General features: G+C 67.1%; 15 protein-coding genes. 7 read left to right on the top strand and 8 right to left on the bottom strand.

What is annotated here, in order from left to right; translation table 11 throughout:
- The first annotated feature begins 227 nt into the window (after positions 1-227).
- Both F0U60_RS40995 and F0U60_RS40990 read left to right on the top strand, forming a co-directional pair.
- Entirely contained in the window at positions 228-890 is a 663-nt protein-coding gene (locus F0U60_RS40995) for an RNA polymerase sigma factor (RefSeq protein WP_395808098.1), read from the top strand.
- 33 nt (positions 891-923) lie between these two features.
- Positions 924-2,099: a hypothetical protein gene (locus F0U60_RS40990; RefSeq protein ID WP_395808096.1), complete on the top strand. Its 1,176-nt coding sequence runs from the start codon at positions 924-926 to the stop codon at positions 2,097-2,099.
- A 17-nt stretch (positions 2,100-2,116) separates the two neighbouring features.
- Here F0U60_RS40990 and F0U60_RS40985 read toward each other — a convergent pair whose 3' ends face one another.
- Genes F0U60_RS40985 through F0U60_RS40965 form a run of 5 tightly spaced genes read right to left on the bottom strand, consistent with a single transcriptional unit; the run spans position 2,117 to position 5,690 of the window.
- A complete protein-coding gene (locus F0U60_RS40985) occupies positions 2,117-2,776 on the bottom strand; it encodes an oxidoreductase (protein WP_395808094.1) in 660 nt (219 codons plus the stop codon).
- 48 nt (positions 2,777-2,824) lie between these two features.
- The gene (locus tag F0U60_RS40980; RefSeq protein WP_395808092.1) at positions 2,825-3,919 is read right to left on the bottom strand and encodes an AraC family transcriptional regulator; all 1,095 of its coding nucleotides are present in this window, start codon (positions 3,917-3,919) and stop codon (positions 2,825-2,827) included.
- A 23-nt stretch (positions 3,920-3,942) separates the two neighbouring features.
- Positions 3,943-4,482 carry a hypothetical protein gene (locus F0U60_RS40975; RefSeq protein ID WP_395808090.1) on the bottom strand — a complete coding sequence of 180 codons (540 nt, stop codon included), beginning with the start codon at positions 4,480-4,482 and terminating at the stop codon, positions 3,943-3,945.
- Positions 4,479-5,198, bottom strand: coding sequence for an RNA polymerase sigma factor (locus tag F0U60_RS40970; RefSeq protein ID WP_395808088.1), 720 nt, complete (start codon positions 5,196-5,198; stop codon positions 4,479-4,481). Before F0U60_RS40970 ends, F0U60_RS40975 begins: the two co-directional genes overlap by 4 nt.
- Positions 5,199-5,219: 21 nt before the next feature.
- The gene (locus F0U60_RS40965; RefSeq protein ID WP_395808086.1) at positions 5,220-5,690 is read right to left on the bottom strand and encodes a PaaI family thioesterase; all 471 of its coding nucleotides are present in this window, start codon (positions 5,688-5,690) and stop codon (positions 5,220-5,222) included.
- A 30-nt stretch (positions 5,691-5,720) separates the two neighbouring features.
- Between F0U60_RS40965 and F0U60_RS40960 the strand changes: the two genes are divergently transcribed.
- Entirely contained in the window at positions 5,721-7,082 is a 1,362-nt protein-coding gene (locus tag F0U60_RS40960) for a hypothetical protein (protein WP_395808084.1), read from the top strand.
- Positions 7,083-7,173: 91 nt separating this feature from the next.
- Positions 7,174-9,567 (top strand): ATP-dependent helicase, encoded by a 2,394-nt coding sequence (locus F0U60_RS40955; protein ID WP_395808081.1) that lies wholly within the window; start codon positions 7,174-7,176, stop codon positions 9,565-9,567.
- Positions 9,568-9,651: 84 nt separating this feature from the next.
- On the opposite strand, the gene F0U60_RS40950 is transcribed toward F0U60_RS40955, so the two are convergent.
- From F0U60_RS40950 to F0U60_RS40940, 3 genes are read right to left on the bottom strand one after another with little or no spacing between them, the layout of a single operon-like run.
- On the bottom strand, positions 9,652-9,978 hold the full coding sequence (locus F0U60_RS40950) for a DUF4150 domain-containing protein (RefSeq protein ID WP_376759972.1): 327 nt from the start codon (positions 9,976-9,978) through the stop codon (positions 9,652-9,654).
- Positions 9,979-10,037: 59 nt separating this feature from the next.
- Positions 10,038-11,057: a DUF2169 domain-containing protein gene (locus tag F0U60_RS40945; RefSeq protein WP_395808079.1), complete on the bottom strand. Its 1,020-nt coding sequence runs from the start codon at positions 11,055-11,057 to the stop codon at positions 10,038-10,040.
- Between the two features lie 18 nt (positions 11,058-11,075).
- Positions 11,076-12,368 carry a TIGR02270 family protein gene (locus F0U60_RS40940; RefSeq protein WP_395825671.1) on the bottom strand — a complete coding sequence of 431 codons (1,293 nt, stop codon included), beginning with the start codon at positions 12,366-12,368 and terminating at the stop codon, positions 11,076-11,078.
- Between the two features lie 152 nt (positions 12,369-12,520).
- Between F0U60_RS40940 and F0U60_RS40935 the strand changes: the two genes are divergently transcribed.
- From F0U60_RS40935 to F0U60_RS40925, 3 genes are read left to right on the top strand one after another with little or no spacing between them, the layout of a single operon-like run.
- Positions 12,521-13,639, top strand: coding sequence for a hypothetical protein (locus F0U60_RS40935; RefSeq protein WP_395808077.1), 1,119 nt, complete (start codon positions 12,521-12,523; stop codon positions 13,637-13,639).
- Positions 13,636-14,265, top strand: a complete 630-nt coding sequence (locus F0U60_RS40930; protein ID WP_395808075.1) for a hypothetical protein — start codon at positions 13,636-13,638, stop codon at positions 14,263-14,265. The genes F0U60_RS40935 and F0U60_RS40930 overlap by 4 nt, the downstream gene beginning before the upstream one ends.
- A gap of 10 nt (positions 14,266-14,275) precedes the next feature.
- Positions 14,276-14,740, top strand: coding sequence for a hypothetical protein (locus tag F0U60_RS40925; protein WP_395808073.1), 465 nt, complete (start codon positions 14,276-14,278; stop codon positions 14,738-14,740).
- Positions 14,741-14,754 lie beyond the last annotated feature (14 nt).

Here is a 14,754-nt window from a genome sequence, read left to right as displayed (position 1 = left end):
AAAAGGCCGAAAATCGGCTGGAAAATCCCCGCCGTCAGGAATCCAGGGGGGGTTCCGTCGCTCTTCTCCAATACCCCTCGTGTGCCCTCTGTCGGACACACGAGGGTCGTGTCATCGGGAGACTGCCTTCGGATGCCGACGTGCTACCTTGCCCCGCCGTTTCACCCCACCCCACCCTGCCCAGGCGAGGGGCTCGTACTTCCTGGCGGCGCTCCGAGGACCTTCCGGTGTTTGACGATCTCACGGATGACGAACTGTTCGCAGAGGTGCTCCAGCGCCGCGCCGCGGGCGAGGCCGTCGGGGCCCCGCTTGGCGCGCTGTGTGAGCGCTGGGCCCGTCCGGCCCGCTACGTCATCTCCAAGATTCAGGCCAGCTATGGCCGTGGCTCTCCGGCGGACGCGGACGAGCTCTATCAGGACGCGGTCGGCAAGTTCCTCGACCGGGGGTTGGATCAATTCCGCGGTGTCTCCGAGCAGATGCCCGGGCGCAGCGCGTCTCCCAAGACGTTCTTCCTGCGCATCGTCAAGCACGTGGCCATCGACTTCTACCGGCGGCAGCGCGAGGACCTCGCCCCCGCGTCGGCGGACTCGGATGACGCCATGGAGGAGCCGCCTTCCGAGGTGGCTCGCGCAGTGGAGTCTTCACGGCGGCGCGAGGAACGCTCCGAGGCCCAGGAGTTGTACTGGCGCGCCTTTGAGCGTCTGCAGCAGGAACATCCCAAGGAAGCAGGTGCGTGGGAGCTGTACCACCACCAGGACGTAGAGGACCACGAGGAATGCGCCCGGCGCCTGAACATCAGCGTGGTCAATTCGTACAAGCGCGTCAGCCGCGCACAGGCCTACCTGCGGCTCTATCTGCTCGACCTCCAGCAGGAGGTTGGGCACGAGTGAGCCGCCCCCCCGTACCCGAAGGAGGGTACTCACATGGTCGTCGATGCACTCTCTCGTTATCAGGCTCGGCGTGAGCAGCTTGCGCAGGGTGGTTCTCCCAACGGTGGTTCGCTCGAGCTGATTGGAGACATTCTCCGGCGTGGCGAGCGGTTGGGCAGGGAGGGAGTCGAGCGGGCCCTTCGGGGCATGTCCCGCGGAGACATCGACACCTGGCTCCGGGCGCAGAAGCCGGAGTCCTTGCAGCCCGCGCTCCTGCGGGCCGCGGAGGAAGCTGCCGAGGTTGCCCTCGGGGAAGAGGGAGAAGAGGCCGAAGTCTGGCGCGCCTCCTCCTTGGAAGGTCTCACCGCACGAGACAGGGCCGAGTCCGCCGCCCGCGCCATCAGCGAGTGGGAATTACTTCATGGAGCGCTGGACGGCGAGACGGCACGGACGCTGCGCGCGTTTCGCGAGGGCCTGGGACGTCTGGATGAGGCGCTCCGCTCGAAGGCCCGCTGGTTCATCCCGCTCAATCCGCAGCGCAGGGCCGAGCGAGATCTCCTCGATGCCGCCGAGCGCGCCCGGGCCTGGTGGTTTACAGCGCGCGCCGATTGTGACGACTTCATCGCCGCACTCAGCCAGCGCCCAGCGCGACCGAGCTCCCACCTGCAGAGTTGCCCGGAGTGCCGTGCCGACCTGTCGAGTACAGAGCCCGTCGAAGCTCCTCCCAAGCGGCACCTGAGCGCGGATGACCTGTGGCGCTTCGACATGGGCTTGATGTCGGCCGTGGAGCTGAAGTGGGTGGATGGCCACACGGAGAAATGTCTGGATTGCGCGCAGGCCATCTGGGCGTTGGAGGAGGGCGACGAGGCCATCGAGCAGGCGCAGGACGAGCAGCCCGCCCCCGCGGCCCGGAGCTCACGGGCGATGGAGAACCCCGCGCGACGGCCAGGTGCCGCGCGCCATCCCGAGCAGCGTGAAGTGCTGGAGGAGCGGCGGGAGTTCCGAGTGGTGCTCGTGAGAGAGCGTCAGCGGGCCCGGCTCCTGGTTCAACCCCTCTCCGGGCGTGTCGTGACGGCGGCCGTCTTCCTGGCTCCCGGCAAGCCCTCCCTCAAACCCCAACAAGGCCCGGAAGGTCTCCAGTTCGACCTCGGCACGGGCGGCGGTCGCTCCGCCCACCTGATGGTGCGGGTGGGCAACAACGAAATCTTCGAGCGCGACTTCTCCTTCTAGGAACGTGCGTTTTGGTGCTACCGGCCGAGCTCCTGCAGCTCTCCGGAGGGCACCACCCGCACACCCGCGGGTGCGCTGTGCGCGAGGGCTCGCATGGCCCGTGCGACGGTGCGGGCCTCGATGGGGCGGCTGGCCAGCGGACGCAGCAGCGGTGCGAGCACTCGCGAGGCGATGATGGCCGCGTGCTCGCCCGGGCGGCGCTCCGCGCGCTCTCCGAGCAACAGTGACGGCTGGAGGATGACGAGCGACTCGAAGCCCACGGTCTTCAGCGCCTCCTCCACCTCGCCCTTCACTCGGTTGTAGAAGACGCGCGAGCGCGGGTTGGAGCCGAGCGCCGTCACCACCAGGAAGCGCTGGGCGCCCGCCCTTTTTGCCGCCTTCGCGAAGGCGAGCACGGCGTCATGGTCCACGGCGCGGAAGGCCTCCTGGCTGCCGGCCTTCTTGATGGTGGTGCCCAGGCAGCAGAAGGCATCCTGAGTAGCGGGGAGGGCCTCGTCCGCGAGCCGGGCGAAGTCCACGGTGTGCTGGACAAGCTTCGGGTGCTGCTTGGGCAATGGGCGGCGGCCCAGGGAGTGCACTTCCCGGTACCGTTCATCCTCGAGCAGCGCGCCGAGCAGGAAGCCTCCGACGAGCCCGCTCGCGCCTGTGACGACCGCGGTGCGCGTTTGCGTGTCCATGCGGCGGATGCTCAGCACATCCGGCGAGCTGGCGCCAGGAGCGTGTGGCTAGCGGGGCTGGTTGGGCGACAGTGGATCCTTGGGCGCCCGGGGTGGCGAGACAGGTCCCATTCGAGCCGAGACCGATTGGAAGCCTGTGAGGAGGAAGGAGACCGTCAGGGGCACCAGCGGTGGACTCTTGCTGAGTGCCAGGCCGCAGACGTCGAGGGCGTCACCCGCGAAGAGTCCTCCGGCGTCCCGGTAGCGGATGCAGCGCCCGTTCTCGGGGCGAACGTCGTCGCGCACCAGCTCCCGCTTGAAGACGCCCTTCTTCATGACGAGCTTCTCCGCGCCCAGCTCGATGGACACCTTATCGACTCCCCACTCGCCCTGGATGAGGGTGGTGGGGCCTCCCGCCTTGATGGTGACGTTCAGCGGCTGCTGCCTCAAGGTGCCCTGCACCTTGTTGCCGTTCACCAGGGAGGCGACATCGGAGAAATTGTCCTTCCAGGAGCCGTCCGGCTGCGCCACGGACCGGTACAAGCCATAGTCCACCATCTCCCGGCTGAACCAGACCTCTCCCACTCGGCCGGCGGCCGGGTGGGGCTTTGGCCTCTCCGCGATGAGGTTGGTGACCGGGACCGAGGCGTCCACCATTTCGAAGCGCACAGCGCCGATCCACGCCTTGCCCGTGCCGCTGAGCATCAGCCCGGCCATGATGGCCTTGGACTCCTGGGGCACGTCCAGCACCACCTCGTAGCGCTTGCACTGCGTGGTGCCCACCACCGCGCGCGACTGCATGTTGTCGAAGGCGAGCGGCTCCTTGGGATCCTCTCCCTCCACTCGCATCCACAGGCCAGCCCAGCCCTGTACGTCTTCGGTGCGCATCACCGCGGAGAAGCGCAGCCGCTTGCCGCGGAAGCTCTGCGCACCGAAGGCCTGCATGAAGGTGCCGTAGCTCGTGGGGTTGGCCTGGAGCGAGCGCAGATACGCGCTGCGGTTGCCCTCGCACGGACTCTGGGTGTCCAGGCCGGCCTCGTAGAGCTTCGGGGCGCTCTCGGTGACGAACCACCCCTCGGGCAGGCCCTTCTTGTCGTCCGCGGCCCAGGCGGTGCCTCCCATGGCGAGCGCCGCCATCCACAGGAGCGTCAGGATTTGCTTCATCCGATCGATCATGGCGGTGCCTTTCACAGCGAGTGGGGCCCTGCGGCGTTCAGCGCGCCCGCTGGGATTCCGGCGTAGCCTTCATAGCGCGGCACCTCGCCCACGCCCTGGGGGTACTGCACCAGCAGCCCGCGCGCCAAGGCTTCCGAAGCGCACTCCTCCTGGCTGTCCAGATCCGGGCAGGCGACCAGCCGCTGCGGCGTCTCTGGTAAGTCCACTGGCAGCGCCATGACGGGGAAGTCGTCGTCCTGGGTCCGCGGCTGGACAGCCCGCTCGGGGCGGAGGACGAGCAGCGTCACCGCCGCCGCGGCCGCCATCATCACCCCCGCGGCGGCGGACGAACGAGCCCGGTTCCAGCGAGCGGGGCGGATCACCTTGGCCTGCGTGGCGATGACCTGACCCACCTCGCGCAGCTGCTCCTCCAGCATCGCCTCCTGCTGGAGGAGGAGGGCACAATGCGGGCATTCGACTGTGTGGGCCTCGAGGGCCGCCGCGGCCTCCGGTTCCAACGCACCCAGGACGTACTGCTCAGCGTCGGCTGGGCGGATGTGCGGCTGGTTCATGGTGCTTCCTCCTCGAGGGCGCTCCGCAGCTTCTTGCGGACCTCGCACAGGATTTGTCGGACGCGCTGCACGGACAGGCCGACGCGCGCGGCCACCTCGGCGTGCGGCAGCTCTTGGCCGTCACACGCCAGTTGAAAGACACGTTGGGCGCTCGCCGGGCATTCCCGGAGCGCCGCCTGGGCTCGGGCGAGCTGCTCCTCGGAGAGCAGTCGTCGCTCGGCGGAGGCCGAGGGATCCACCGGGTGGTGGGACTCGGGCAGCTCCTCCACCGGACCCGCGAGGGACTCACGGCGGGCCCGGCGTGCCTCGTCAGCGGCGAGGAACGCCGCCTGGGTGAGGGCGAGGTTGGGCAGGCGCAGCTCGGTGAGCAGCCCCTTCTGTTGCTGCTGGATGAGCCGGGCCCAGGTCTCCTGGGCGAGCTCATGGGCTCTATCCGCCCGGACCCCCCGGGCGAGCAGCGAGACCACGACGCGGTGCTGGTAGCGGGAGATGAGTGCGTTCCAGGCGGTGCGCTCCCCATTCAGGGCGCGCCGTGCGAGCTCAGCATCCTCCTCCAGCGCACCACCCCCCGGTCGTGCGCCCCCCTCTCGCTGTCGCACCGCGCTCTGAATTGGCTGCACCAAGGCCACACCCATCGTCTCTTCCCGAGCTTCCGCCGGCTCGCCGGTGTCTCGCTGCTCCCCGGTGTCCAGGAAACGTCCGGTGTCGGTGGACATATCGATGGGGGGTGGAGGGCGTCAGTTGACGGCCGGGCTCTCTCCCGAGGCCCACTTCATCCTGGAGAGCTTGACCACGCCCTGACAGCGGGCACACACCTGCCCCTGTGCGTCGTACATCCGGGCGGAGGCGAAGAGGGTCGAGGTGCCGACGCTGTCGATGGTGGCTTCGGCGCGCACGGTGTCGCCGCGGAGGGGGCGCTCGAAGCTCGTGGAGAGCTGCATGGTGGCGGCGCGGCGGGTGGGATCCAGCAGGGCGGGCGTGCAGCCGATGGCGTAGTCGAAGAGGGCGGAGATGATGCCCCCATTGACGGCGGCGGTGCCCAGGCCGCCCCGGTGCTCGGGACGGACCTCGGGGAGGGTGACGACCACCTTCTCGCCATGAGGAAAGCTCACTCGCGCACCGAAGAGTCTCAGCGTCTGACTCTGGTTGAACTGTTCAGCGTAGCGGTCGAGCTGTTCCTGGGTCGGTCGGGGGTCGGCGTCGGACATGGGCGCGACTCTACTGGTAGAACGTCGTCCATGCCTCGCTTGTCGCGTGTCCTGGTCATCGTGCTGCTAGCCCTGTCGGGATGCACGGAGCTCCGGGGTTGTGGGGCCTCCGAACCGGTCCAGCCCCCGACTCCCCAGGCTCCGGCCGCCGAAGCACCGGATGCCTCCACTCCCAGTGTGGTTCCGCCGCCGCCAGAGGCACGCTACGCGAAGCTGTGGCTGGTCATCATCCACTCCTCGGCGACCCCGGGGGAGGGCAGTGGGGCGCTGGAGGCGCTGAAGAAGACGGGGTTGGCCGCGGAGCCGCTCCGGCTGTCCACCAACGCCTTCAGGGATCTGCGTCCGTGCTTGGAGGTGGTGGTGGCGAAGGCCTTCGCGGGCAGGGCGGAGGCGAACGCCTTCCAGGCGCAGCTGGCCCAGGCGGGCGTGGAGGCCTACGTGAAGAACGCGGGGCCGTTGGACCCGGACCGAGAGGGCAAGGAGGCCACGTGCCGTTCCGGAGCCGAGGCCCATGCCGCGCGTGCGGAGAGCTTGAAGCAGCAGGCGGTGCCGCGCTTCGTGGAGTCGCATGTGGGGCGCACCTTCATGCTGTTGGGCGAGGCGAGCGAGAGCGTCACGCTGGAGCCCGTGGACGCGCGCCGGAGCCTGTGGATGGCCGCGGTGGAGCAGGACCCCACCGGCCTCTTCACCAAGGGGGATACGGTGGACCTCTACGGTGCGGAGGGGCCTCTGAAGGCGGGCTGCGCGGTGACGGGGTTCGCGTGGATCAACCGCGGCATGCCCCACTTCGGCTACTTCCTGCAGGAGCCGCCCCCGGAGGCGCCGGGCTGTGGCCGGGCGTGGGCCTTCGCCGAGCTGGACTGTGCGGTGGCACCGGAGGCGCAGGTGTTTGCCCTGCCCGCGGGCACGAAGGCGCCGGTGTTCTTCGCACCCGAGGAGGGACCTCCGGATGAGATTCGGGCCTCCCAGGAGAACGAGCTCCGGCGGCTCCCGCGCTTCGCCGCGCTGCGCTCCGAGGGCTCCATCCTGGCGGAGCAGGTGGAGGAGGCGTTGAGCGAAGAGGTGAGGGCGTTCAGCTATGCCTCGGGCGAGCGGCACGCCGTCTTCACGGTGGCGCGCTTCCGTACGGGCGAGGGCAACTCGACGTGCGGCACCGACTACAACCAGCAGGTCTCCCGGGCAGTGGTGCTGGAGCCAGGAGCCGGAGAGCGGCTGCTGCCCATGAAGGAGCTGGTCGGCGACGAGGTGGTGGGCGTCTTGGACCTGGAGGGGGATGGACAGCTGGAGCTGCTGCTGCACGAGTCCTGGCCCTCCCAGACGGTGCGCCTGGTGCGCGAGGACGGTACCGAGGTGGCGGGGGCCTCGGTGGAGAACTGCGACTGCGGGTGCTGAGGCTCCCCAACAGGGCAGGCGGGCGTGCCCCTGCGTGGAACGTCCTTCCAGACGGGCGGAAACTCGTTAGAAGCAGGGTTTGCCTCTAAAAATGGCGCCTGCCTTGAACGCCGAAAACGAACTCCTCAAAGACCTGAACGAGCCCCAGAAGGAAGCCGTCCTTCACGGGGATGGTCCGCTCCTCGTGCTGTCGGGCGCGGGCAGCGGCAAGACCCGTGTCATCACCCGCCGGGTGGCCCACCTGGTCCAGGTGCGCGGCGTCTACCCCTGGCGCATCCTCGCGGTGACCTTCACCAACAAGGCCGCGCGAGAGATGAGAGAGCGGCTCGTCCAGCTGCTCGGCCCCCAGGCGCACGAGCTGGTGGTGAGCACCTTCCACTCCTCGTCGTCGATGATCCTCCGCCGCGTCCTGCGGGACCCGACGGTGGGCGCGGACAAGTCGCTGGAGGCGGTGACGGGAGGGCTTACCCCCTCGTTCGTCATCTACGACGACGGGGACCAGCTCCAGCTCGTCAAGCGCGCCATGCGCGAGGTGCGGGTGGACCCGATCATGCAGCCGCGGGAAATCCTCCACCGGATTGATCAGGAGAAGAACGCGGCCCGCCTGCCGGACGACATGGTGGTGGACTCGGAGGACCTGCGCGGGATGGTGGTGCAGAAGACCTACCGGGCCTACCAGCGGCTGCTGCGTGCGGCGAACGCGGTGGACTTCGGGGACCTGCTGCTGCTGCTGGTGGCGCTCTTCCGCAAGCGCTCGGACGTGCTGGAGCAGTACCGGCGGCGCTTCCAGCACATCCTGGTGGACGAGTTCCAGGACACCAACCCGGTGCAGTACGAGCTGCTGCGCCTGCTGGCCCCGCCGGAGCGGAGGCCCAACCTGGTGGTGGTGGGCGATGACGACCAGTCCATCTACCGCTGGCGCGGGGCGAGCGTGGACAACATCCTCGGCTTCCCAGAGGAGTACGTGGGCGCCCGGGTGGTGAAGCTGGAGCAGAACTACCGCTCGGACCAGACCATCCTGGACGCGGCGCACGCGGTCATCGCGCGCAACACGCGGCGCATGCCCAAGAAGCTGTGGAGTGATCGGCCCAAGGGCGAGCACCTCCAGCTGTTGATGAACCGGGACGAGCGCGCCGAGGCTCAGGACGTGGCGCGCCGCATCCACGAGCTGCAGCGCGAGGGCTTCATCAAGTACTCGGGGATGGCGGTCTTCTACCGGACCAACGCGCAGAGCCGCGTGCTGGAAGAGGCGCTGCGACTGGCGCGGGTGCCGTACACGCTGGTGAGCGGGCGCAGCTTCTACGACCGGGCCGAGGTGCGGGATGCGGCGGCCTACCTGCGGCTGATGGTGAACCCGCGCTCGGACGCGGACCTCTTGCGCATCATCAACACGCCGGCGCGAGGCATCGGCGACACCACGGTGGAGCGGCTGGTGGATTGGGCCCAACAGGCCGGGGTGAGCCTGTACGAGGCCACGGCGGCGCCCGAGCGGATTCCGGGCCTGAACACGGCGGCGGTGCGCCGGCTCACGGGGTTCCACGCGGTGGTGTCCTCGCTGCACGCCTTCGCACAGGAGTCGAAGGACGCGGCGAGCGCGGTGGACCAGATGCTGAAGGAGTCGCACCTGGTGGAGTCGCTGGTGACGGAGGGCAGTGACGAGTCGCTGTCGCGAGCGGAGAACCTGCGCGAGTTCCTGGGCGCGGCGCAGGAGTTCGACCTGAACCGAGCGGCGGCGGCGGTGGCGGCGGCCTCGTTGGGGGATGAGGAGGGAGAGGAGGAGGTGCCCGAGCGGCCACCGGAGGAGGAGAGCCTGGACGACTCGCCGCTGACGGCGGACGTGCCGCCGCTCAACGCGTTCCTGGAGCAGATCAGCCTGGTGGGCGAGGCGGACGCGGAGGTGGGCGAGGGGCGGGTGGCGCTGATGACGCTGCACGCGGCGAAGGGGCTCGAGTTCGACGCGGTGTTCATCACGGGGATGGAGGACGGGGTGTTCCCGCACTCGCGAGCGCTGGCGTCGGAGGACCCGGACGGGGAGGAGATGGCCGAGGAGAGGCGGCTCTGCTACGTGGGCTTCACGCGAGCGCGCAAGCGGCTGTTCGTGAGCCTGGCGCAGTGCCGGTCGCTGTTCGGCGAGCTGCGCTACAACCCGCCCTCGCGCTTCCTGAGAGAGGTGCCGCAGTCGCTGTTCGGCTTCGCGGAGCAGGAACTGGAGACGCCGGTGCCGAAGTCCGCGCCGATGGTGGCGCGCAAGCGCAACTGGGCGGACGAGGACGACGGGCCGCGAGTGGACCGCTCCTACTCCCAAACGTCGGACATGGACGGAGTGGGAGGGGACGTGAGGGGGATGCGGGTGCGCCACGAGCAGTTCGGGATGGGGCGCATCGTCTCGGCGGACGGAAACGGTCCGAACGCGAAGGTGACGGTGGAGTTCGGAGGGGGAGTGGGCCTCAAGCGAGTCATCGCCCGCTTCCTGATGCCGGGCTAAACGCCGCCTCCTCCCTCTCCCTCTGGGAGAGGGTCGGGGTGAGGGTATACGGGCCGCGAGTTCGCTCCTCGGTTGAAGCGCCTGCTAGCCCATCGTGTTCTTCTTGTTGTGGAAGAGCGGATCTCCCAGTCGGCACACATTCTTGCCTTCGAACTTCACATCGAAGGAATACATCATGAACTCCGCAGGCCCCTTGGTGGAACTGCTCATCACTCCACCGCCGGCCGTGCCCGCCTCGTCGCCAACGGACGTCTGGTACTGAGCGCCCTTCACCGCGGGCATCTCGCCGTTGATGGTGACCGTCTTCGGCCCCTTCGACGTGTCGGAGGACTTCGCAGTGTTGGGGTAGGGAATGGGGACTGGTCCTCCGGGAGAGGGCGTCTTGCAGACATCCGGCAGAACAATGCTCATGCCCCCGCTCCCACCGTGAGCGATTCCCCGTCCGTTGGCGTACGTCTTCGTTCCCATGTTCAGACTCCCTTGAGCTTCTCGAGTTGGATGTGGACTTCACGAACCTTCAGGACGCGCTTGTCACAGCGTACGGCTCCACGCCACGTCATGCACACCCGGGATTCTGACGGCTCGAGCAGTAATGTTTCCAGTCGTAGGGTGGGTTTTTCCTCGGCGCGGTCCAGCAGGACGCGGACGTGGAAGGAGCACACGGGCAACTGGAACTGGATCACGCTCACCGGTGCGAGGTTGATGAGCTTCACTGATTCGCCGCCCACCAGGGCCTTGTGGCTGTGCAGCCCTGGGGATGCGACCTGAAAGAACTCCGGCTTGAAGTCGAGAGGAAGGTAGGGGGCCCGTCGGGTCTCCCAGGTGTGGTCGTAGGTGCCTGCCAGGGGGCGGCGTGGCTCCCACCCCGGGGCGATGCAGCCGAATCCGGTGGGGGCTGGCGCGTCCGAAATGCTGCCAATCAGGTGTTGGGGGTCCTCCAGGTTGGGAAGGCGTACGCCTTCCATGTCGGAGGCGCTCCGTTTCCCTCGGAAGCCCGTGCCCACGGGGTTGCGGGAGTCGAAGAGGACCTTGTCCTGCTTTGAATCAACCTCATGCTTGCCGCCGAAGGCCCGCTCATAGACGAGAGGCATGGTCTGGAAGGGGATGGGCGAGGACATTCGTGGCGAGAGCACTCCGCCCTGCCAGGTCCGGTCTCCGAAGACCTGGATGCCCTTGCGCAGGGCGCCCACCTGCAAGGCCACGAAGCAGGAGTCGACCGGGCGCGGCGAGTGGGCCTCGCCCACCAGCACCACGTCCGTTCCGGGCTTCATCAGATGGGCTTCGCTCGCGTACTTCACACTCGACTGCCCGGGCTCCCCCCAGTACTCGTCCGCCATCACCACGGGGCGCTGCTCCGGTGCGATGGCAAGTGAACCGGCTCGCAGTTCAAACGTGGCCTTCACCACCACGTATGCCGTGTCCACGCCCTGCTCGTCGGGGAAGAGGAAGAGGTGGGTGTCGAAGGGGGTCTGGTTCTTGACCTGAAGCACCTGGAATCTCCTGTTCCTTCAGCCACCGAGCGTCCGCGAGAACAAGGATGCCTTCAACTGTGTCTGGGTTGCCCGGGCTCTTGCCAATCCCGCGTACTGCTGCTCCGTGAAGGCGCGTGTCGGGAGGATGCAGGTGCCTCGACTTCGGACGGCCAGTTCCAGGGCGTGCGCGTGCCGGCGCCGCATGGGTCCTCGTTCGAGTTCTCCCAACAAGCCATCGATGCTGAACGCCGCGCCGCGCAGGTAGCGTCCCCCCCGGTTGAAGCTCTTCCGGGCCTGCGACCACCAGTCGGTTACCGCCTCGCGGTCTGGTATTGGCAGGGCGTTCTCCGGCTTGGGCCCGAGGTCGCGCGCCAGGTCTTCTTCCAATGGCGGTAATGACTCCTCTTCCTGCTGCTGCACCACGTAGGACGCCGTCAGGTCCAGTCCGGTCATGGCACTGAAAGCCTCACCAGCCAGGGCCGCCAGGGACTGCTGTCCCATCAGTTCCAGGCACGTCTCCATGGCCAGCACCTGGCCGCTGAACCCCAGTGCGAAGAGCGCACCGCCGTCCGCCCCCGTCGACGTGGCACGCGCCACGAGCCGCTCGATGTCCCGCTCCTCACCTCCGAGCGCCAACAGCAGCAGCGTTCCCAACCCCACCTCTCCGCGTCCTTCCACTCGCTTGCGGCACGCCTCCCAAGCCGCTCTTGAGCCGGAGACCAGCCCGGTCTCGATGGCCGCCTCCTGGACCCTGGTCCGTCCATCCGCCAGCAGTCGGGGCAACTCTCGGGAGATCATCTCCCGGGGTAGGGGCCGCAGACCCCGGAGTGCCGCCGCCACCACCTGTTCGTCGGAGTGGTTGAGCAGCTCCATGCTCATATCCGGTGTCAGTTCCCCCCGGAAGGTGAGCACCTCGAGCGTCAGCGCCTGAAGGGGGGCACTTCCGTTCTTCAACAGCGGACGTAGTGCCGTGCCAACCTCCTCACGTTCGTTCAGTTCTAGCGCTCGTCCCAAGGCAGCGAGCGAGTCTTCGGGGGCGGCCTGCAGCAACTCCGTTACCTCGGTGGGCTCCAGTAGCCCCGGCTCGGCCAGAAGGGACCAGAGAGCGGCGGAGTGGCGCGGTGCTTCCCCTGATTCCAACGCCGGCTTCAAGAGCGCCTTGGCCACGGGCTCGCCCCCGAGCACCAACCCGTCTAGATGTGCCAACAGCCGTTTTTCCAACTCGGCCGTCTCCTCGATGTTGTACTCCGGCGCCACCAGAGCGTGCTCCCACCGCGCCCACAAGAAGGCCGCCTCGTCAAGGTGCTCCTCGTAGACGTCCATCATCACTGATGCCAAGATCCATTCCTTGCTGTTCCGCCCGTAGACGGCGATGGCTGAGTGAGGCGTCGTCCTCGCGCTAGCGGTTGATATTATGTCCGCCAGGAAGCACCTGTCATCCGGGTGTCTGTTACTCCTGGGATATTCCTTCCAAAGGATCAATGAGCGTCTTCACACCGCTGGATATCGCCGCCATTGGCATGGTGACGCCCGTAGGACTGACCGCGCCCGCCTCAGCCGCCGCCATCCGCGCGGGAATCGCTCGCCTGGGCGAGTCCCAGATGTATGGCAAGAAAGGCGAGCCGCTCGTGATGGGGCTCGTGCGCGACGATTACCTCCCGCCCCTGACTGGCTCCATCCGCAACCAGGTGGGCTTTCTTAGCAGGCAGGGGCGTCTGTTGCGGCTGGCGGCCCCAGCCCTCCTGGAGGTCTGCCGCGGACTGGAACTTCGGCAGATACCGCCGCTCCTACTCGCCTTGCCCGAGTCCTGGCCGGCTGGCGCACAGAGCGTTGGTCCCGCTCTGCTGGGACAACTGGCGGCCCAGAGCGGACTGCAACTGGACCTCCGCCGCAGTCGCACCGTCCAGCAGGGCCGCGCCGGTGGTTTGGTGGCATTGAGGCGGGCCCTGGACCTGCTCACGATACAGCGTGAGCCCTACGTTCTTGTCGGGGGGGTCGACACGTACATGGATCGTTCGCTGCTGAAGGCGCTCGACAAGGAAGAGCGGTTGGCCGAGCGTGGCGTCTCCGATGGTTTCATTCCGGGAGAGGCGGCGGCGTTCCTTCTGCTGCGGCTCGCGAGCCAGGGCCGGGTGAGCCCCATCGCACCCATCGCGCGGATCTCCTCGCTGGGACTCGGTGTGGAGCCCGGACATCTCTACAGCGAGCAGCCATATCTGGGTGATGGATTGGCGGATGCTTTCCGGGAGGTCTTCAACTCGCTGCCGCCGGATGCGCCCAGAGTGCGCAGTGTGTATGCGGGGCTGAACGGGGAGCGGTTCTGGGCCAAGGAGTGGGGGGTCGCCTACCTGCGTAACCGGGCCCGCTTCGAGGAGCAGCTCGATCTGGAGCATCCCGTTGATTGCATCGGGGACGCAGGGGCTGCGCAGGGTCCGCTCATGCTGGGACTCGCGGCGATAGGAGTGCAGCGCGGCTACCGGTCCTCTCCGTGTCTCGTGTGGTGCTCCTCGGACAAAGAAGAGCGGGCCGCCGCGCTGGTGCAACAGGCTCCGGAGCGCGGGAGTTCCACTGCATCTGCTGGTCTCCGGAGGAATGCATGACGGAGTTCAAGGAAGATATCAACGCCGCCCAACCCGGGGATATTATCGAGCTCAAGGAGGAGCCCGCCAACCCCAAGCGCATCTACCTCCAAGCGTTCCGAGGTAACCGGGACAAGGTGTACATGGCGATGTTCGATTCGAAGTTGGAGCAGAGTCGAAATAACGAGGGCCCGGGCCCGACCGAGTGGGAATGCCTGGTGTATACCGGCCACGTCGGTGTCTCGTTCGAGGCGCTCAAGCCCATCTATGGCTTCAACCCGAGCACTGGTGATGACCCGGTACATGTTGTCATGGAAAATCTCAAGGCGAGAAAGGCCTACCCGGGGAAGGTTACGGATGACACGCCTGCGTTCGAGCTTGGAAGCTCGCATGGATTGGAGACCATCCGGATTGAATATGTCTGTTCCGAAGATGCCTATAACAAGATCAAGGCTGCGTTCGACAAGGAGAAGAGCAATACAGAGCTGCGTTACAGCTTCCCCAATGGAAATGGCGACTGTAATTGCGCCACATGGCCCGCGAATATTGGAGTGCCTATTCCATCGGCGGACGGAAACATGCGGATGTATATGAAAGCCATGCAGGATGCACCCAAGCGCAAGTACCTCGGCCTGATGCCTGAGTAGAAGAAGAGCCATGACTGAGATAGATAGGTTGCTGGAATCCGCTCGGGCCATTGTCGAGGCCTGGAAGCGCACGAACCCCCAGGGAAAGCCCGGCCAGGAGCAGATCCGGCGGTTCAATGAGTTGCTGGAGCAGCTCCATCAGAGTGGTTGGGACTATGTTTTGGGCTGCGAGAACGAACTGCCTGATGAGAATCTCCCGGCTCGCTATCTTCGTAGGAGGGAGCAGGTGCTCGATGAGCTCCAGGATGAATTGGCAAGCATTGCTTCCCGGTATCGAGGCAGCCAGGAGGGCTCCGAGGCGGAACAAAAGGCCATCTCCGACTACCAACAGGTGGTGGAAGAGCTCTTCCGGATCGGACACTGGTCGGAGGTGATCGAGCCTGACTCCGAGCTCCCTGATAAGCACATGCCTCAGATTTACAAGGATGCCCGGCGAAAGAGGATCGAGGAGTATCGGGCCACCCACAAGCCGTGAGCTCCAGTCTCCAG

Origin of the sequence: Archangium minus (assembly GCF_044360475.1) — a bacterium.
GTDB classification, from domain to species: Bacteria; Myxococcota; Myxococcia; order Myxococcales; family Myxococcaceae; genus Archangium; species Archangium minus.
Note: the sequence above shows the minus strand (reverse complement) of the source record. Positions and strands in the feature narration are given on the sequence as shown.

Bases quoted from the DNA above. Each gene is read 5' to 3' on its own strand.
- F0U60_RS40965 (WP_395808086.1), bottom strand. From the start codon at position 5,690: ATGTCCGACGCCGACCCCCGACCGACCCAGGAACAGCTCGACCGCTAC.
- F0U60_RS40975 (WP_395808090.1), bottom strand. From the start codon at position 4,482: ATGAACCAGCCGCACATCCGCCCAGCCGACGCTGAGCAGTACGTCCTG.
- F0U60_RS40985 (WP_395808094.1), bottom strand. From the start codon at position 2,776: ATGGACACGCAAACGCGCACCGCGGTCGTCACAGGCGCGAGCGGGCTC.
- F0U60_RS40970 (WP_395808088.1), bottom strand. From the start codon at position 5,198: ATGTCCACCGACACCGGACGTTTCCTGGACACCGGGGAGCAGCGAGAC.
- F0U60_RS40955 (WP_395808081.1), top strand. From the start codon at position 7,174: ATGGCGCCTGCCTTGAACGCCGAAAACGAACTCCTCAAAGACCTGAAC.
- F0U60_RS40990 (WP_395808096.1), top strand. From the start codon at position 924: ATGGTCGTCGATGCACTCTCTCGTTATCAGGCTCGGCGTGAGCAGCTT.
- F0U60_RS40980 (WP_395808092.1), bottom strand. From the start codon at position 3,919: ATGAAGCAAATCCTGACGCTCCTGTGGATGGCGGCGCTCGCCATGGGA.
- F0U60_RS40930 (WP_395808075.1), top strand. From the start codon at position 13,636: ATGACGGAGTTCAAGGAAGATATCAACGCCGCCCAACCCGGGGATATT.
- F0U60_RS40950 (WP_376759972.1), bottom strand. From the start codon at position 9,978: ATGAGCATTGTTCTGCCGGATGTCTGCAAGACGCCCTCTCCCGGAGGA.
- F0U60_RS40925 (WP_395808073.1), top strand. From the start codon at position 14,276: ATGACTGAGATAGATAGGTTGCTGGAATCCGCTCGGGCCATTGTCGAG.
- F0U60_RS40960 (WP_395808084.1), top strand. From the start codon at position 5,721: ATGCCTCGCTTGTCGCGTGTCCTGGTCATCGTGCTGCTAGCCCTGTCG.
- F0U60_RS40935 (WP_395808077.1), top strand. From the start codon at position 12,521: ATGAGCGTCTTCACACCGCTGGATATCGCCGCCATTGGCATGGTGACG.